Here is a 15,886-nt window from a genome sequence, read left to right as displayed (position 1 = left end):
CGGGTTTTTGGACGGGCCGGAACACGTGCGGCGCGGCTCGGGTACAGCGCGCGGCGGCCCGCCGGCTATGGCGCGGCGCGATGCGGGCGGCCGTTCGGGCGGCGGTGTGCGCAACGGTGTGCGGGTAGCGGCGCCGAGGTGGCTCGCGAGCGTTTACGACGGTCGTCGGCCGGATGGACGGCGTGCAAAATCCGTTCGCCGCGCTATGCTTGTCGCGTAGGGCGGTTTCACGCCCGCTTCCGCGTTTCCGCCATGACCGATCCCGCCGCCGACGCCCGTTCCGCCCCGCGCCGCGCGCGTTGCCCGCACTGCGGGCGCAGCTTCGACTGCGGCGCCCGCTCGCAACCGTTCGAATGCTGGTGCGCGTCGATGCCGGTCGTGCCCGGCAGTACGCCGCCGGCTGCCGGCGCGCGCTGCCGGTGCCCCGAATGCCTGGCCGACGAGATCGCGCAGCGGATGGCCGGCGCGGCCGGCTGACGGCACCGGCCGTGCACGCAGCGCATCCCGTTCACCGCGTTCCGATCCGGCCCCGCTAGAGGCGCTGCCCGCTAAACGGGTAAACTGCCCGGATGCAACGAATCACCACCACCGGGCGCGTCAACCTCAGTCACCTGTTCTGGCTCCGCAATCTCGCGATCATCGGCCAGCTCGTGACGATCGGCGTCGTGCAGACCTATTTCGGCGTGCATCTGCCGTTGCCGGCGATGCTGATGGTCATCGCGCTCGAAATCGTTTTCAACGCGCTGACCTGGGTGCGCGTGCTGCGCGCGCGGCCCGAGACCAATTTCGAGCTGCTCGGCCAGCTGTGGGTCGACCTCGGCGCGCTGTCCGCGCTGCTGTTCCTGTCGGGCGGCACGACCAACCCGTTCGTGTCGCTGTACCTGCCTTCGCTCGCGATCGCGGCGGCCGTGCTGCCGTGGCACCTGATGATCTGGCTCGCGGCGTTCGCGGTCGCGTGCTACGCGGCGCTCGGCTTCGACTCGGTGCCGCTCAACATGGATAACCCGGCCAACCTGTTCGACTACTACCGTACCGGGATGTGGGCGAACTTCATGGTCAGCGTCGGGCTGATCGCGTGGTTCGTCGCGCGCATGTCGAATGCGCTGCGCCAGCGCGACGCGGCGCTCGGCGAAGCGCAGGCGCACCTGCTGCGCGACGAGCGGGCGGTCGCGCTCGGCGTGCAGGCCGCCACCGTTGCGCACGAGATGGGTACGCCGCTGTCGACGATCGCGATGCTTGCCGAGGAACTGCGCGACGCGGCGCGCGCCGATCCGGGGCTGGCCCGCTACGAAGCCGACCTGAAGGTGCTCGAGGAGCAGATGACACTCTGCACGTCGGCGCTCGCGCGCCTGCGCAGCCGCGCGAGCGCACCCGCGAGCCGCCAGCCGGTGGACGACTGGCTCGACACGTTCGTCGAGCACTGGCGCCTGCGGCATCCGCACGTGCAGTTCGAACTGCTCGGTGCGCGCCCGGCGGGCGTCGCGCTCGACGACACGGTCGCGGCCGGCCAGATCCTGACGATCCTGCTCGACAACGCCGCGCGCGCGAGCCCGCAGCGCGTGACGCTGGCCGCGAAGGTCGCGCACGCCGGCGCGGCCGACGAGATCGAATTCGAGGTGTGCGACGACGGGCCCGGCATTCCGGCCGCGCTGCGCGAGTCGCTCGGCGCGATGCCGGTCGACAGCACGCAGGGCGGGCACGGGGTCGGCCTGTATCTCGCGTTCAGCGCGGCCGCGCGGCTCGGCGGCGAGATCGAACTGTCCGATGTCGTGCCGCGCGCGGCGGGCGGCAACGGGCGGGCCGGCGGGGCGGCGAATGGTCACGCCGCGGCCGGCTCGGGACAGCGTGCGGGCCAGCGCGCGTCCGAACGGACAACCGGCACGCCGGACAGCCGCGCGGCCGGCACATCCGCCGCGCGCGGCACGCGGGCCGTGCTGCGCCTGCCGGCGGTGCGCGTCGCGGCGCCGGTCGCCTCAACCAACACGTAGACGGAGAAACCACATGAGCGAGAACAATTTCCTGGTGATCGACGACAACGAGGTGTTCGCGGGCACGCTCGCGCGCGGCCTCGAGCGCCGCGGTTACGCGGTCCAGCAGGCGCACGACAAGGAGGCGGCGCTGCGGCTTGCCGCGGGCGGCAAGTTCCAGTTCATCACCGTCGACCTGCATCTCGGCGAGGATTCGGGCCTGAGCCTGATCGCGCCGCTGTGCGACCTGCAGCCCGATGCGCGGATCCTGGTGCTGACCGGCTACGCGAGCATCGCGACCGCCGTGCAGGCGGTGAAGGAAGGCGCCGACAACTATCTCGCGAAACCCGCGAACGTCGAGTCGATCCTGGCCGCGCTGCAGACCAACGCGACCGAAGTGCAGGCCGACGAAGCGCTCGAGAATCCGGTCGTGCTGTCGGTCGACCGGCTCGAATGGGAGCACATCCAGCGCGTGCTGGCCGAGAACAACAACAACATCTCGGCGACGGCGCGCGCGCTGAACATGCACCGCCGCACGTTGCAGCGCAAGCTCGCGAAGAAGCCGGTGCGGCAGTAAGCGGGTACTTGCGCCCGGCGCGTCAGCCGGGCGAGCCCGGGGCTCGCGACAGGCGGGCGACGATCTCGCGTTTCAGCAGGAGCGTGAGCAGCGCCGAGTAGAAGACGTTGGCGAGCAGCGGCGCGCATCCGCCGACGACGATGGCGCTGGCCAGCGGCCACGGCGTTGCCGATACAGCACGCGCGACGAACTGGATGCCGATGCTGATCGCCACGCTGGCGAATGCGATGCCCGCCAGCGTGCCCAGCCACGCGAGTACAAACGCGACGCTGTAGCGCCGCAGCGAATCCCGCCTGATCCGGCGCAGGAGCGACAGGATGTCGGCGCGTGTGAGCGCGAGCAAGGCCGGCACGATTCGGCCGGCGACGGACGGGTAGATGGTCATTCGAAAGCGGTGACGAATGCGTCGGTACTTGGCCGGAGGAGTCCGGATTATAGGGACGCACCAGCGCGCTTGCCATCAGCCGCATTCCAGGGGCAGGCACGGGCGCCGCATCGCCTGACCATGAAAAAACGGGCGACCCCGCAAGGGGCCGCCCGTTTTTCGTCGGACGCCGCGCGCGTTACAGCACGTAGCGCGACAGGTCTTCGTCCTGCGACACTTCGCCCAGCGCGCGGTCGACATACTTCGCGTCGATCGTCACGCGCTCGCCGGCATGGTTGCCGGCCGAGAACGACACTTCCTCGAGCAGTTTCTCGATCACCGTGTACAGCCGGCGCGCACCGATGTTCTCGGTCTTCTCGTTGACCGCATACGCGATCTCCGCGAGACGGCGGATGCCGTCGTCGGCGAACTCGAGCTGCACGTCTTCGGTCGCGAGCAGCGCCTGGTACTGCTTGACGAGGCTGGCGTCGGTGGCGACGAGGATCGCCTCGAAATCGTTCACCGACAGCGAGTCGAGCTCGACGCGGATCGGGAAGCGGCCCTGCAGTTCGGGAATCAGGTCGCTCGGTTTCGCGAGGTGGAACGCGCCGCTCGCGATGAACAGGATGTGATCGGTCTTCACCATCCCGTACTTCGTGTTGACCGTCGTGCCCTCGACGAGCGGCAGCAGGTCGCGCTGCACGCCCTGGCGCGACACTTCGCCGCCGCTGCCTTCGTTGTTGCGCGACGTGATCTTGTCGATCTCGTCGAGGAACACGATGCCGTTCTGCTCGACGTTCTGCACGGCCTTCGTCTTCACTTCCTCGTCGTTCAGCATCTTCGCCGCTTCCTCGTCGGTCAGCAGCTTCAGCGCTTCCTTGATCTTCACCTTGCGACGCTGCTTCTTGCCGCTGCCGAGGTTCGAGAACATCGAGCGGATCTGCTCGGTCATCTCTTCCATCCCCGGCGGCGCCATGATGTCCATGCCGGCCGACGGCTGCTCGAGGTCGAGCTCGACTTCCTTGTCGTCGAGCTGGCCTTCGCGCAGGCGCTTGCGGAAGGTCTGGCGCGTCGCGTTGTTGTCGTCGTTCGCGTGGTCGGCATTGCCGCCGAAGCCCACCGCGCGCGGCTGCGGCAGCAGGATGTCGAGGATGCGGTCTTCCGCCTGGTCGGTGGCCTTGCTGCGCACCTTGCGCATCTCGGATTCGCGCGTCTGCTTGACCGAGATCTCGATCAGGTCGCGCACGATGCTGTCGACGTCGCGGCCGACGTAGCCGACCTCGGTGAACTTGGTCGCTTCGATCTTGATGAACGGCGCGTCGGCGAGCTTCGCGAGGCGGCGTGCGATTTCGGTCTTGCCGACGCCCGTCGGCCCGATCATCAGGATGTTCTTCGGCGTGATTTCCTGGCGCAGCGGGTCGGCGACCTGCTGGCGGCGCCAGCGGTTGCGCAGCGCGACCGCGACGGCCTTCTTCGCCTTGGCCTGGCCGATGATGTGCTTGTCGAGTTCCGAGACGATCTCGGCAGGGGTCATGGTGCTCATGGTGCGGTCCTTACTCGATCGTTTCGATGATGCGGTTGTGGTTCGTGTAGATGCACATGTCGCCGGCAATCTTCAGCGACTTCTCGACGATCTCGCGCGGCGACAGCTCGGTGTTCTCCGCGAGCGCGCGGGCCGCGGCCTGCGCATATGCACCGCCCGAACCGATCGCGCAGATGCCCTCTTCCGGGTCGAGCACGTCGCCGTTGCCGGTGATCACGAGCGTGGTGGTGGCATCGGCCGTGATCAGCATCGCCTCGAGGCGGCGCAGCATCCGGTCGGTGCGCCAGTCCTTCGCGAGCTCGACGGCCGCGCGGGTCAGGTTGCCTTGGTGCTTCTCGAGCTTCGCCTCGAAGCGGTCGAGCAGCGAGAACGCATCGGCGGTGCCGCCCGCGAATCCGACCAGCACCTGGTTGTTGTAGATCCGCCGCACTTTCCGCGCGCCACCCTTCATGACGATGTTGCCGAGGGTTACCTGGCCGTCGCCGCCGAGCGCGACCTTGTCGCCGCGCCGGACCGAAACGATGGTCGTGCCGTGAAATTGCTCCATCTGCGTTCCTTGAGAAAAACGGGGAAGAGTCGGGCGGCGCGAGGCGCCGCCGCGTAACTCGCAGTGCGCCGGGAAGCGGCCCGGCGCGCGTCCGTTTCATTTTAGGGCGGGCGCGGGGATATCAAGAGGCGGGAGGCAAATCGGAAAACCGGCCAACCGCAAGCCGGTGCCGGAAAAACAAAAAGCGCGCGGCAGGCCGCGCGCTTTCGGGAAGCAGCGTGTCTGAGCGGAACGCCGCTCGATCAGTCGCCGAACAGCTTCTGGCGCAACTCGCGGCGCTCCTGCGCCTCGAGCGACAGCGTGGCGGTCGGACGGGCGAGCAGCCGCGGAATGCCGATCGGCTCGCCGGTTTCCTCGCACCAGCCATAATCGCCGGAATCGATGCGGGCGAGCGACTGCTGAACCTTCTTGAGGAGCTTGCGTTCGCGATCGCGCGTGCGCAGCTCGAGCGCGTGCTCTTCCTCGATCGTCGCGCGATCGGCGGGATCGGGGACGATCACCGTCTCGCGCAGGTTCTCGGTCGTCTGGCCTGCATTCTTGAGGATGTCCGCCTGCAACTGTTCGAGCCGATTTTTGAAGAAGGCGAGCTGATCCTCATTCATGTAATCCTTGTCGCTCATCTTCAGGATTTCGGCTTCGGTCAAGAGTTTCTTCGTCATCTGCTTGCTTCTTCAATGTGCGGCAAATCGAGAGATATTGCCTGCACTTTGGGATTACCCGCAACCGCGCTTGCAATCATTTGCGATTTGCCGCCGCGGGGCCGAAAGCCTCTGGAAAACCGGTTCTCAAATACCAGGATAGGCCTGGCGCGGAGTTGCGCGCGCTGCGAACCGGTGTGCTGCGCGGCACATCGCATCGGCCGCGGCCGGGAGGCGGATTGGCGATCCGGCGCGGTTGCGATGCCCGGAAAACTGGTTCAGCAAGAACCGGGCCTGTTTGTTGCCGTACTCCAGCGGGCACGTATTGTAACTGAATCGCAAGCGGGCGCCGTATCGGGTCGATCCCCGTCGGCTGCGCCAATATCTAGAAAATATAACGCGCAAATCGCGAAAAAGCGATGACGGCGAAACCCTGCCCGAAACGGGCGCCCCGCGGGCGCCGCAGCCGCCCGCGGGGCGCCCGCGCGGCGGCGTGTGCGGCGGTTGCCCGCGCGCGTCAGGCGAGACAGGCGTCGAGGCCGTCGGTGATCAGGTCCTGCGGCAGATCGACGCCGATGAACACCATCTTGTTCGTCTTCTTCTCGATCGGCAGCCACTTCGCGGCGAGGTCGCTGCCCATCATCTGATGCACGCCCTGGAACACGACCTTGCGGTCGACGCCCTTCATGTACAGCACGCCCTTGTAGCGCAGCATCCGCTCGCCGTAGATCTGCAGGATGCCACCGAGGAAGTCTTCCAGCTTGTTCGGGTCGAACGGGCGGTCGTTGCGATACACGAACGACTTGATCTTGTCGTCGTGGTGCGCGTGGTGGTGATGGTGGTGGCCGTGGTCGTGATCGTGCGCGCATTGGCCGTGATCGTGGTCGCAATTGGCGTGATCGTGATCATGGTCGTGATCGTGGTGATGATGCGCGTGATCGTCCTCGGCGAGGAAGTCGGGGTCGATCTCGAGCTTCGCGTTCAGGTTGAAGCCGCGCAGGTCGAAGATTTCCTTGATGTCGGCTTCGCCGAAGTTCACGACCTTGATCGCGGCCTTCGGGTTCATGTGCATCAGGCGGTGCTTCAGGCCGGCCACGGTCTGGTCGTCGACCAGGTCCGACTTCGTGATGAACAGCCGGTCGGCGAAGCCGACCTGGCGCTGCACGACTTCGTGCTCGTCGAGCTGCGCGTTCGCGTGCTTCGCGTCGACCAGCGTGATGACCGCGTCGAGCAGGAAGTCGTCGGCGATTTCGCTGTCGATGAAGAAGGTTTGCGCGACGGGGCCCGGGTTCGCAAGGCCGGTGGTTTCGATCACGATGCGGTCGAAGTCGAGCTTGCCTTCGCGCTTCTTCGCGGCCAGGTCGCCGAGCGCGCGGGCAAGGTCGCCGCGGATCGTGCAGCAGATGCAGCCGTTGCTCATCTGGATGATCTGCTCGTTCGAATCCTGCACGAGGATTTCGTTGTCGATGTTCTCTTCGCCGAACTCGTTCTCGATCACGGCGATCTTCATGCCGTGCTGTTCGTTCAGGATGCGCTTGAGCAGCGTCGTCTTGCCGCTGCCGAGGAAGCCGGTGAGGATGGTGACGGGAGTGGCCATGTCAATCGCCTGTGGTTCGTGAATCGGGGTCAAAACCAGGATGTGCGTTGCGCCCGCTCGCGCTGCCAGCCGGGGCGCACAACCATCCATTGAAACATACCTGTCAAGCCCCCGCCCGTCGTCCGAACGACAGGCGGGAACGCGAATCCGCCGGGCGCGAGGCCGCGGCCGGCGGAAGGTTACGCGCGTAGATCGGGGCGATCAGACGATTTGCAACAGCAGGCCCTTCAGATATTCGCCTTCCGGGAATGCCGCGAGCAGCGGGTGATCGACGCCCGCGCCGAGCCGCTTCAGGATGCGCGCGTCGACCTTCGCGTCGGCAGCCGCGCCCGCGACGATCTTCTGGAACAGGTCCATGTCGATCGCGCCCGAGCACGAGTACGTGAACAGCAGGCCGCCCGGACGCAGCAGCTTGAAGCCGCTCAGGTTGATGTCCTTGTACGCGCGGGCCGCGCGATCGACGCTGTCGCGGGTCGGCGCGAACTTCGGCGGATCGAGCACGATCAGGTCGAAACGGTCGCCTTCGTCGACGAGGCGGCGCAGCGTCTTGAACGCGTCGGCGTCGAGCCAGGTCGCGCGTTCGGCGTCGAAACCGTTGGCGACGACGTTTTGCTGCGCGAGCGCGAGCGCATCGCCCGACGAGTCGATCGACACGACACGCTTCGCGCCGCCCTTGAGCGCCGCGAGCGAGAAGCCGCCGGTGTAGCAGAAGCAGTTCAGCACGTCGCGATCAGCCGCGTACTGCGCAACCAGCGCGCGGTTGTCGCGCTGGTCGACGTAGAAGCCCGTCTTGTGGCCGTTCGGCACGTCGACGTGATAGCGCACGCCGTTTTCGTTCGAGATCAGCGTCGCGGGTGGCGCGTCGCCGGCCAGCACGCCGGTCGTCTGCTCGAGCCCTTCCTTGTCGCGGATCGACACGTCTGAGCGCTCGTACACGTTCGGGCAGCCGGTCGCGCCGACGAGCGCCTTCACGATCGCGTCCTTCCATGCTTCGACGCCCGCGGCCATGAACTGGCAGACGAGCTGGCCGCGCGGCGCCGCGCCGGCTTCGGCAGTGTCCGCGACGTAATAGTCGACGATCAGCCCCGGCAGCCCGTCGGCTTCGCCGAACACGAGCCGCACCGCGCCCGTGCCCGACACCATCGTCGTGCGGTGCGCAACGGCGCGCTGCACGCGGCGCTTGAAGAACGCGTGGTCGATCGGCTCGTTCTCGTCGAAGCTCCACACGCGCACGCGGATCTGCGACTGCGGGCTGTACGCGCCGCGCGCGAGGAAGCGGCCGTCGTGCGCGCGCACGATCACGGTCGCGCCGGGCGCGGGCTTGCCGTCGATGCGGTCGATCGCATTGGCGTAGATCCACGGATGGCGGCGCAGCAGCGATTTGTCCTTGGATGGCTTGAGGGTGACGGTTTGCATGATGGGATCGAAATGGGCCGTGCGCGAAGCCGACCGTGGCCGGTCGCCGCGCGCGGCGGGTAACACGGGACGCGCGTCAGTCGCGCTTCTTCGCGCGCGGATGCGCGCTGTCGTAAATCTTCGCGAGATGCTGGAAGTCGAGCGACGTATAGACCTGCGTCGCGGACACGCTCGCGTGGCCGAGCAGTTCCTGCACCGCGCGCAGGTCGCCGCTCGACTGCAGCACGTGCGTCGCGAACGAGTGGCGCAGCACGTGCGGATGGACGTTGGCGGGGATGCCCGCGGCGAGCGCCGCGCGCTTCACGCGCTCGCGCACGACGCCCGGCGACATCCGGTTGCCGCGCACGGACACGAACAGCGGATGCGGATCGTGCTTCACGAATTCGCCGCGCACCGAGAGCCATGCGTTCAGCGCATCGATTGCCTTGCGGCCGACCGGCACCTTGCGCTCCTTGTTGCCCTTGCCGCGCACGGTGACTTCGGCTTCGGCGAGATCGAGCCAGCCGGCCGAGCGGTAGCCGTCGGCCTGCGTGTACATGACGTCGAGCCCGATCAGCTCCGCGAGGCGCAGCCCCGACGAGTAGAACAGCTCGAGGATCGCGTGATCGCGGATGCTTTCGGTCGTGCCGGCGAGCGGTGCGTCCATCAGGGCCGATGCGTCGTCGACCGACAGCGCCTTCGGCAAGGTCTTCGGGCGTTTCGGCGCGCGCACCGCGGCGACCGGGTTCGCGGGCATGTCGATGCGCTGCGCGAGCCAGCGGTAGAACGCGCGCCACGCGGACAGCCGGTGCGCGATCGACCGTGCGGACAGCCCGCCCGCATGCGCGCGCGCGACCGCGCCGCGCATGTCGGCGGCCGTCAGCACTTCGAGCGGCCGGCCGGCCGCAAGCTTCTTCAGTTCGTCGAGTTCGTGCGTGTAGGCGCGCAGCGTGTGCTCCGACAGCTGCCTGACGTGCTTCAGGTTCGACAGGTAGGCGGCGACCGGATCGTCTGTCATCGCGTGTGGCAGGCTCAGTGCGGCAGCAGGCGCGTGAGCGCGGCGCTCGCGAGCGTTGCGATCTGCGCGAGGAAGTCGGTGGCCATCCCGTCGTGGAAGCGGCGCGGGTCGGGCGAACCCAGTACGAGCAGGCCGAACGCGGAAGCATCGGTGCCGGCGAGCGGCGCGCGCAGCGCGAGCAGTGCGACCGAAGCGGCCGAGCCGTCGCCGGCCGGCGGCGCGGCGTCCGCGCCTTCCGCCGCATTCGCGGCCGGGGCGGCGACCGCGGGCGCGAGCCACTGCGCGGCCTCGAAGCCCGTGTTCGCACCGCAGTACGGCGTCGACAGGCCGTTCGTGAACAGGCGCACTTCCTCGCCGACCTGGCGCGCGAAGTCGGCCTGCGAATAGGTGTCGGCGACGTCCCACACGCGCAGTGCCGTCTGCGGCACGTCGAATACGTCGGCGATGCCGTCGGCGATCGTGCGCGGCAGCGCGTACGGATCGCGTTCCGCGATCACGCGGGCGGTCCAGCGGCTGAACTTCGCAGACAGGCTGTCGTTCTCGTGGCCGTAGCGCACGAGTTCGGCGAGCCGGCGCTCGAGATGCTTGTTCTTGTCGCGCAACATCTCCATCTGCCGCTCCTGCAGCGAGATCGCGGCCTTGCCGTGCGGGTTCGCGAGGCGGATCGTCGCGAGCAGTTCGGCGTGCTGCGCGAAGAATTCGGGATTGGCGAGCAGGTAGTCGGCGACTTCGCGATCGTTCATGTGGCTGGAGCGTTCAGTTATCAAGGACGTTGCAGGGTCAGGCGGGCAGGTCGATCTCGCCTTCGAACACGGTCGTGGCGGGCCCGGCCATCATCAGCGCGGCAGCTTCGTCGCGTGCGCCGTCCCAGCTGATCGTCAGCGTGCCGCCGTGCGTGTGCACGGTCACGGGCGAATCGAGCAGGCCGCGCCGGATGCCGGCCGCGACCGCCGCGCACGCGCCGGTGCCGCACGCGAGCGTCTCGCCCGCCGCGCGTTCGTACACGCGCAGCCGCACTTCGCTGCGCGACACGATCTGCATGAAGCCGGCGTTCACGCGTTCCGGGAAGCGCGCGTGGTGCTCGATCAGCGGGCCTTCCTCGAGCACCGGATACGCTTCGGCGTCGTCGACGATCTGCACCGCGTGCGGGTTGCCCATCGACACCGTCGAGATCCAGCGCGTCGCGCCGCCGACGTCGAGCGGCCACAGCGTGTCGCGGCCCTCGGTGCGGCCGTCGAGGCCCGCCGCATCGAACGGCACCTGCGCCGGCGCGAACACGGGCGCACCCATGTCGACGACGACTTCGCCGTTGTCCTGCATCGTCAGCGTGATCAGACCCTTCATGACCTGCACGCGCACGCTGCGCTTGTCGGTCAGGCCGCGGTCGCTGACGAACTTCACGAAGCAGCGCGCGCCGTTGCCGCAGTGTTCGACCTCGCCGCCGTCGCAATTGAAGATCCGGTACTTGAAATCGACGCCGTCGACGGTCGGTTTTTCGACGAGCAGCAACTGATCGGCGCCGATGCCGAAGTGGCGGTTGGCGAGCGCGCGCACCTGCGCTTCGGTGAGCGGCGGCAATGCGCGCGAATAGCCGTCGAGCACGACGAAGTCGTTGCCCGCGCCGTGCATCTTGGTGAACGAGAGTTTCACTGGGTCCGGATTTCCATGGCGAACAAGGCGGTCAGCACGGCTCGCGCGACGTCGCGCCATGCCGGGCGGCCTCGTTCGTCGTGCTGATCTCAACCGCAAATGATACATGCAGCCGACAGGGGCGTCCTGCGCGGGCGTTCCGGGCGTTTTCGTACTCGTTCAATTGATGAGGCCACCCGGAGATTCGTATTGTTTCGCCATACGCCCTGTCAACCTCCAGCGAGCTCATTCAAGCCATGAACCGCATCTTCAATCCGCCCCATCCGGGCGAAACGCTGCGCGACGACGTGCTGCCGGCGCTTGGCCTGACCGTCACCGAGGCCGCGTCGCAGCTGGGCGTGACGCGTGCCGCACTGTCGCGGATCCTGCACGGCCATGCCGGCATCTCGCCGGAAATGGCGCTGCGCCTCGAAGCGTGGCTCGGCGAGGAAAACGGGGGGCGGGCCGATCTGTGGCTCGCGCAGCAGTCGGCCCACGATCTGTGGCGGGCGCGCGCGAAGGGCGCGCCGAAGGTGGCGAGGGCGCAGGCGCGCGCATGACGCCCCGCCTGCGAACGTCTTCCGGCAGGGTCAGTACAGGCTCGGCTCGCCGGCCGGGCGCGTCTTGAAGCGCTTGTGGACCCAATAGTATTGCTCGGGCATCAGCGGGATCTGTTCCTCGAGGAATTCGTTCATCCGCCGCGCGTCGAGATCGTCGTCGCCCGTCGGGTAGTGATCCCACGGCTTGAATACCTTCAGGCGATAACCCTTGTAGTTCGGCAGCACTTCGCCGATGAACGGCACGACCTGCGCGCGGCCCGTCTTCGCGAGCCGGCCGACCGCCGTCAGCGTGCACGCGGGCACGCCGAAAAACGGGACGAAGGTCGAATTGCGCAGCCCGTAATCCATGTCGGCGCCGAGCATCACCGGCTTGCGGTCGCGCAGCCAGCGCAGCACGACGCGCGCGCTGTCCGCGCGGCCGACCATCTCGGCGTCGAAACGCCCGCGCGCCTTCTTCGCCTCTTCCTCGAGCACGGCGTTCGAGAACGGCTGATAGAGCGACCCGCAGCGGCGGTGGAGCGAACGGTTCAGCCAGATCGAGCCGGCTTCGATGCCGACGAAATGCAGGCCGAGGAACAGCGTCGGCGGCAGGTCCGGATCGTCGAGGTCGACCGCGCTGTCGACCTGGATCAGCTTCGCGAGCTTTTTCTCCGAGCCGAACCACTGCACGCTGCGCTCGACGTAGCTGCGGATCGCATGGCGGAAATGCTGGCCTGCCACTTCCTCGCGGCGTGCGTCGCTCCAATCCGGGAAGCAGAGTTTCAGATTGGTGTGTACGATGCGTTTTCGCCGGCTGGGGATCTTGTAGAGCAGCCAGCCGAGACCATCGCCGAACCGTGCGGTCAGGCCGTACGGCAACAGGGCGAGCAGTTTCAGCAAGCCAATGGCGAGGTGCGTGCCTAGACGACCTAGCATGCGAAACCTCCGTGGAACCGGCTGGCCGGCGCGTTGCGAACAGGTAGGTGAGACAGCGGAAGATGCAGCACGGGCGGCGCTCTGTGACAATTCAGGAAAGCCGCTATAATACGGGCTTCGCCGAGTTAACTGACAACTTGCGGGGCGAAGCCGGTTGGCGTCATACGCGCTGCCCGGTCCTGGTAATCCGCTAAAGCGTCGCCGCTTCAGGCCCAACGAAGCTGGCTACGTGAAACCAACCGTAACCACACAGGAGCCTGAAAAAGTGGCAAACGATTATCTCTTCACGTCCGAATCCGTCTCCGAAGGCCATCCGGACAAGGTCGCGGACCAAATCTCGGACGCGATCCTCGACGCCATCCTCGAGCAAGACAAGTATTCCCGCGTCGCGGCGGAAACGCTGTGCAACACGGGTCTCGTCGTCCTGGCCGGTGAAATCACCACGACGGCCAACATCGACTACATCCAGATCGCGCGCGACACGATCAAGCGCATCGGCTACGACAACACCGACTACGGCATCGACTACAAGGGTTGCGCGGTGCTCGTCGCGTACGACAAGCAGTCGCCGGACATCGCCCAGGGCGTCGATCGTGCACACGACGACAACCTCGATCAGGGCGCGGGCGACCAGGGCCTGATGTTCGGTTACGCGTGCGATGAAACGCCGGAACTGATGCCGCTGCCGATCTACCTGTCGCACCGTCTCGTCGAGCGCCAGGCCAGCCTGCGCCGCGACGGCCGCCTGCAATGGCTGCGCCCGGACGCGAAGTCGCAGGTCACCGTCCGCTACGTCGACGGCAAGCCGCATTCGATCGACACCGTCGTGCTGTCGACGCAGCACGCACCGGACATCGAGCTGCCCGCGCTGCGCGAAGCCGTGATCGAGGAAATCATCAAGCCGACGCTGCCGGCCGACCTGATCAAGGGCGACATCAAGTTCCTGGTGAACCCGACCGGCCGGTTCGTGATCGGCGGCCCGCAGGGCGATTGCGGCCTGACCGGCCGCAAGATCATCGTCGACACGTACGGCGGTGCCGCACCGCACGGCGGCGGCGCGTTCTCGGGCAAGGATCCGTCGAAGGTCGACCGTTCGGCTGCGTACGCAGGCCGCTACGTCGCGAAGAACATCGTCGCCGCCGGCCTCGCGTCGCGCGCGCTGATCCAGGTGTCGTACGCGATCGGCGTCGCCGAGCCGACCTCGGTGATGGTCAACACGTTCGGCACGGGCCGCGTGTCGGATGCGGTGATCACGAAGCTCGTGCGCGAGCATTTCGACCTGCGTCCGAAGGGCATCATCAAGATGCTCGACCTGCTGCGCCCGATCTACGAGAAGACGGCTGCTTACGGCCACTTCGGCCGCGAAGAGCCGGAATTCTCGTGGGAAGCGACCGACAAGGCGCTCGCACTGGCCGAAGCGGCCGGCGTCGAGCCGACGGCACGCGTCGCGTAAGCGTCGTTCGCCTGAAATGAAAAACCCCGGCTAGCCGGGGTTTTTTTATGGGATCCGATCGTCGGGGCAACCGGACAAACGGCGCGACGGCGATCGTCGCGCGCGGTGCCCGCCGGCGTGCGCTCAGCGCGCGCCGAACCCGAACCAGCCGTTGCTGGCCGCGAGGCGGCGCGGACGGTTGACGCGGCGTTGCGGCCCGAGCGTGCGGCGCAGCGCGAGCGCGCGCAGCGACGACGGTTTCTGCAGCAGCGAGCGCAGGCCGGCACGGCGCGAGAACGCCTGTGCACTCATCATCGAGAAAAATGCGTGGAACCACGCACGGATACCATCCAGCCGGCTGTGGGCGGGCGTGCGCTCGGCCAGCGCCTGCGTGCGTGCGCGGTGATGGCGCAGCGAGCGGGCAGGAGCGGTCGGCACGACGCGCTTCGCAGCGCGGCTGAGACGGGAAGTCAGACGGAATGGCATGTGAACGATGCTTCGCTTGTATGGATGGCGCCCTGGAGAGCGCACTGGTATGAACGGCCTCGGATGACGCAACGGATCTTACTGAAACTCGCTGCGCGCCGCGCCCGCCAGAATTGACAGGCCGCGACAGGCTACAGGGGATTCATGACGGGCAAAAGTCGCGATAAACCCTTGTGCCACAAGGCGTGTGCCGCATACCGCCTGTCGGTGAGGCAGGTACCGCGACGAACAGTTCCCTTGAGCCGGATCAAATCCGCGATTGGCATGCCCCTGCGCATGACAATGGTGCTGTTCGCGGCATCCGGCGCCGATTTACAATCGTCACATTCACACAATAAACGTCTGGCATCCCATGTCGTCTCCATTGCAGTCGGAATCGATCCGCGCGCAAGTCGCGGAATTGCGCGAGCGCGGCTTTGTCGTCGCGCGTGGCCTCGTCGGCGAAGCGCAGTGCGCGGTGCTCAGGCAGATCGCGGAGCGCCAGTTGCGGGAGGCGGCCGAGCCGATCGAGTTCGAGGCGGATCTGCGCTACCCGGGCGCCCCCGAGTCCAAGCATGCGCCGGGCGGGCATACGGTGCGGCGGCTGCTCGATGCGTATTCACGCGATCCGGCGTTCGCCGAGCGCGCGATCGCACCCGAAATCGGGGCGTGGATGCGCGAGTATTTCGGCGAAGAACCCGTGCTGTCGCGCGCGCATCACAACTGCATGATGACGAAGCATCCCGCGTACGGCAGCCTGACCGGCTGGCATCGCGATTTCCGCTACTGGTCGTTCGAGCGCCCGGACATGGTGTCGGTGTGGCTCGCACTCGGGCCGGAAACGAACGAGAACGGCGCACTGTGGCTCGTGCCGGGGTCGCATACGGCCGAATTCGGGCCTGAAGCGTTCGACGATGCGAAGTTCTTCCGCAGCGACCTGCCGGCGAACCGGAAGATGATCGATGCGGCCACGTGCCCGTCGCTGCAGACGGGCGACGTGGTGTTCTTCCACAGCAACACGCTGCATTCGGCCGGGCAGAACCGCTCCGACCAGGTGAAGTTCTCGCTCGTGTACACCTATCACGGCGCGAGCAACCGGCCGCTACCCGGCACGCGCTCGGCGTCGAAGCCGGAAGTGCAGTTCTAGGTTCGGACCGGACGGGCGGTGACACCACCGCGGTCACGCGATGCGGTGCATCGCCGGCGGATGAAGCAACGGGCGGCCTGGCCGCCCGTTTC

17 protein-coding genes are annotated in these 15,886 nt (G+C 67.2%); 6 read left to right on the top strand and 11 right to left on the bottom strand.

All coding sequences use genetic code 11. The annotated features are described in order from the left end of the window. The first annotated feature begins 252 nt into the window (after positions 1-252). The 3 genes from E9536_RS35805 to E9536_RS35795 all read left to right on the top strand — a co-directional run bounded on the left by E9536_RS35805 (position 253) and on the right by E9536_RS35795 (position 2,544). Positions 253-477 carry a cysteine-rich CWC family protein gene (locus tag E9536_RS35805; protein WP_136472440.1) on the top strand — a complete coding sequence of 75 codons (225 nt, stop codon included), beginning with the start codon at positions 253-255 and terminating at the stop codon, positions 475-477. 92 nt (positions 478-569) lie between these two features. Further along, entirely contained in the window at positions 570-1,988 is a 1,419-nt protein-coding gene (locus E9536_RS35800) for an ATP-binding protein (protein WP_136472438.1), read from the top strand. A gap of 13 nt (positions 1,989-2,001) precedes the next feature. Beyond that, positions 2,002-2,544, top strand: coding sequence for a response regulator transcription factor (locus E9536_RS35795; RefSeq protein WP_021156278.1), 543 nt, complete (start codon positions 2,002-2,004; stop codon positions 2,542-2,544). A gap of 22 nt (positions 2,545-2,566) precedes the next feature. On the opposite strand, the gene E9536_RS35790 is transcribed toward E9536_RS35795, so the two are convergent. From E9536_RS35790 to dapF, 9 genes are all read right to left on the bottom strand, one after another. Next, complete coding sequence (locus tag E9536_RS35790) at positions 2,567-2,929, bottom strand: hypothetical protein (RefSeq protein WP_136472436.1); 363 nt, start codon at positions 2,927-2,929, stop codon at positions 2,567-2,569. Between the two features lie 178 nt (positions 2,930-3,107). Further along, positions 3,108-4,451, bottom strand: a complete 1,344-nt coding sequence (gene hslU / locus E9536_RS35785) for an ATP-dependent protease ATPase subunit HslU (RefSeq protein ID WP_042972634.1) — start codon at positions 4,449-4,451, stop codon at positions 3,108-3,110. A 10-nt stretch (positions 4,452-4,461) separates the two neighbouring features. After that, positions 4,462-4,998 carry an ATP-dependent protease subunit HslV gene (gene hslV / locus E9536_RS35780; protein ID WP_021156275.1) on the bottom strand — a complete coding sequence of 179 codons (537 nt, stop codon included), beginning with the start codon at positions 4,996-4,998 and terminating at the stop codon, positions 4,462-4,464. Positions 4,999-5,240: 242 nt separating this feature from the next. Then, complete coding sequence (gene dksA / locus E9536_RS35775) at positions 5,241-5,657, bottom strand: RNA polymerase-binding protein DksA (protein ID WP_006477498.1); 417 nt, start codon at positions 5,655-5,657, stop codon at positions 5,241-5,243. 496 nt (positions 5,658-6,153) lie between these two features. After that, complete coding sequence (locus tag E9536_RS35765) at positions 6,154-7,233, bottom strand: GTP-binding protein (RefSeq protein ID WP_021156274.1); 1,080 nt, start codon at positions 7,231-7,233, stop codon at positions 6,154-6,156. A gap of 201 nt (positions 7,234-7,434) precedes the next feature. Next, on the bottom strand, positions 7,435-8,649 hold the full coding sequence (locus E9536_RS35760) for a class I SAM-dependent rRNA methyltransferase (protein WP_136472434.1): 1,215 nt from the start codon (positions 8,647-8,649) through the stop codon (positions 7,435-7,437). Positions 8,650-8,725: 76 nt separating this feature from the next. After that, a complete protein-coding gene (gene xerC, locus E9536_RS35755; protein WP_136472432.1) occupies positions 8,726-9,646 on the bottom strand; it encodes a tyrosine recombinase XerC in 921 nt (306 codons plus the stop codon). Positions 9,647-9,660: 14 nt separating this feature from the next. After that, complete coding sequence (locus E9536_RS35750) at positions 9,661-10,389, bottom strand: DUF484 family protein (protein WP_136472431.1); 729 nt, start codon at positions 10,387-10,389, stop codon at positions 9,661-9,663. A gap of 37 nt (positions 10,390-10,426) precedes the next feature. Next, a complete protein-coding gene (gene dapF, locus E9536_RS35745; RefSeq protein ID WP_027788876.1) occupies positions 10,427-11,296 on the bottom strand; it encodes a diaminopimelate epimerase in 870 nt (289 codons plus the stop codon). 236 nt (positions 11,297-11,532) lie between these two features. On the opposite strand from dapF, the gene E9536_RS35740 reads away from it, so the two are divergent. After that, positions 11,533-11,835 carry a HigA family addiction module antitoxin gene (locus tag E9536_RS35740; RefSeq protein WP_060197811.1) on the top strand — a complete coding sequence of 101 codons (303 nt, stop codon included), beginning with the start codon at positions 11,533-11,535 and terminating at the stop codon, positions 11,833-11,835. Positions 11,836-11,865: 30 nt separating this feature from the next. On the opposite strand, the gene lpxL is transcribed toward E9536_RS35740, so the two are convergent. Next, positions 11,866-12,750, bottom strand: a complete 885-nt coding sequence (gene lpxL, locus E9536_RS35735) for a lauroyl acyltransferase LpxL (RefSeq protein WP_021163506.1) — start codon at positions 12,748-12,750, stop codon at positions 11,866-11,868. A gap of 265 nt (positions 12,751-13,015) precedes the next feature. On the opposite strand from lpxL, the gene metK reads away from it, so the two are divergent. Beyond that, complete coding sequence (metK, locus tag E9536_RS35730) at positions 13,016-14,203, top strand: methionine adenosyltransferase (RefSeq protein WP_011353531.1); 1,188 nt, start codon at positions 13,016-13,018, stop codon at positions 14,201-14,203. 123 nt (positions 14,204-14,326) lie between these two features. Here the strand turns inward: metK and E9536_RS35725 are convergent, their stop codons facing one another. Beyond that, positions 14,327-14,668 (bottom strand): hypothetical protein, encoded by a 342-nt coding sequence (locus tag E9536_RS35725; RefSeq protein ID WP_021163507.1) that lies wholly within the window; start codon positions 14,666-14,668, stop codon positions 14,327-14,329. A 352-nt stretch (positions 14,669-15,020) separates the two neighbouring features. On the opposite strand from E9536_RS35725, the gene E9536_RS35720 reads away from it, so the two are divergent. Then, entirely contained in the window at positions 15,021-15,794 is a 774-nt protein-coding gene (locus tag E9536_RS35720) for a phytanoyl-CoA dioxygenase family protein (RefSeq protein ID WP_136472429.1), read from the top strand. Positions 15,795-15,886 lie beyond the last annotated feature (92 nt).

Origin of the sequence: Burkholderia sp. LS-044, from assembly GCF_004803625.1 — a bacterium.
Classification (GTDB): domain Bacteria; phylum Pseudomonadota; class Gammaproteobacteria; order Burkholderiales; family Burkholderiaceae; genus Burkholderia; species Burkholderia cepacia.
This window is presented reverse-complemented; position numbering and strand designations above follow the sequence as displayed.

Coding starts and splice junctions, on each gene's coding strand:
- E9536_RS35795 (WP_021156278.1), top strand. CDS start 2,002: ATGAGCGAGAACAATTTCCTGGTGATCGACGACAACGAGGTGTTCGCG.
- E9536_RS35805 (WP_136472440.1), top strand. CDS start 253: ATGACCGATCCCGCCGCCGACGCCCGTTCCGCCCCGCGCCGCGCGCGT.
- hslU (WP_042972634.1), bottom strand. CDS start 4,451: ATGAGCACCATGACCCCTGCCGAGATCGTCTCGGAACTCGACAAGCAC.
- E9536_RS35725 (WP_021163507.1), bottom strand. CDS start 14,668: ATGCCATTCCGTCTGACTTCCCGTCTCAGCCGCGCTGCGAAGCGCGTC.
- lpxL (WP_021163506.1), bottom strand. CDS start 12,750: ATGCTAGGTCGTCTAGGCACGCACCTCGCCATTGGCTTGCTGAAACTG.
- E9536_RS35760 (WP_136472434.1), bottom strand. CDS start 8,649: ATGCAAACCGTCACCCTCAAGCCATCCAAGGACAAATCGCTGCTGCGC.
- E9536_RS35765 (WP_021156274.1), bottom strand. CDS start 7,233: ATGGCCACTCCCGTCACCATCCTCACCGGCTTCCTCGGCAGCGGCAAG.
- E9536_RS35790 (WP_136472436.1), bottom strand. CDS start 2,929: ATGACCATCTACCCGTCCGTCGCCGGCCGAATCGTGCCGGCCTTGCTC.
- E9536_RS35750 (WP_136472431.1), bottom strand. CDS start 10,389: ATGAACGATCGCGAAGTCGCCGACTACCTGCTCGCCAATCCCGAATTC.
- E9536_RS35740 (WP_060197811.1), top strand. CDS start 11,533: ATGAACCGCATCTTCAATCCGCCCCATCCGGGCGAAACGCTGCGCGAC.
- E9536_RS35720 (WP_136472429.1), top strand. CDS start 15,021: ATGTCGTCTCCATTGCAGTCGGAATCGATCCGCGCGCAAGTCGCGGAA.
- hslV (WP_021156275.1), bottom strand. CDS start 4,998: ATGGAGCAATTTCACGGCACGACCATCGTTTCGGTCCGGCGCGGCGAC.
- dksA (WP_006477498.1), bottom strand. CDS start 5,657: ATGACGAAGAAACTCTTGACCGAAGCCGAAATCCTGAAGATGAGCGAC.
- E9536_RS35800 (WP_136472438.1), top strand. CDS start 570: ATGCAACGAATCACCACCACCGGGCGCGTCAACCTCAGTCACCTGTTC.
- xerC (WP_136472432.1), bottom strand. CDS start 9,646: ATGACAGACGATCCGGTCGCCGCCTACCTGTCGAACCTGAAGCACGTC.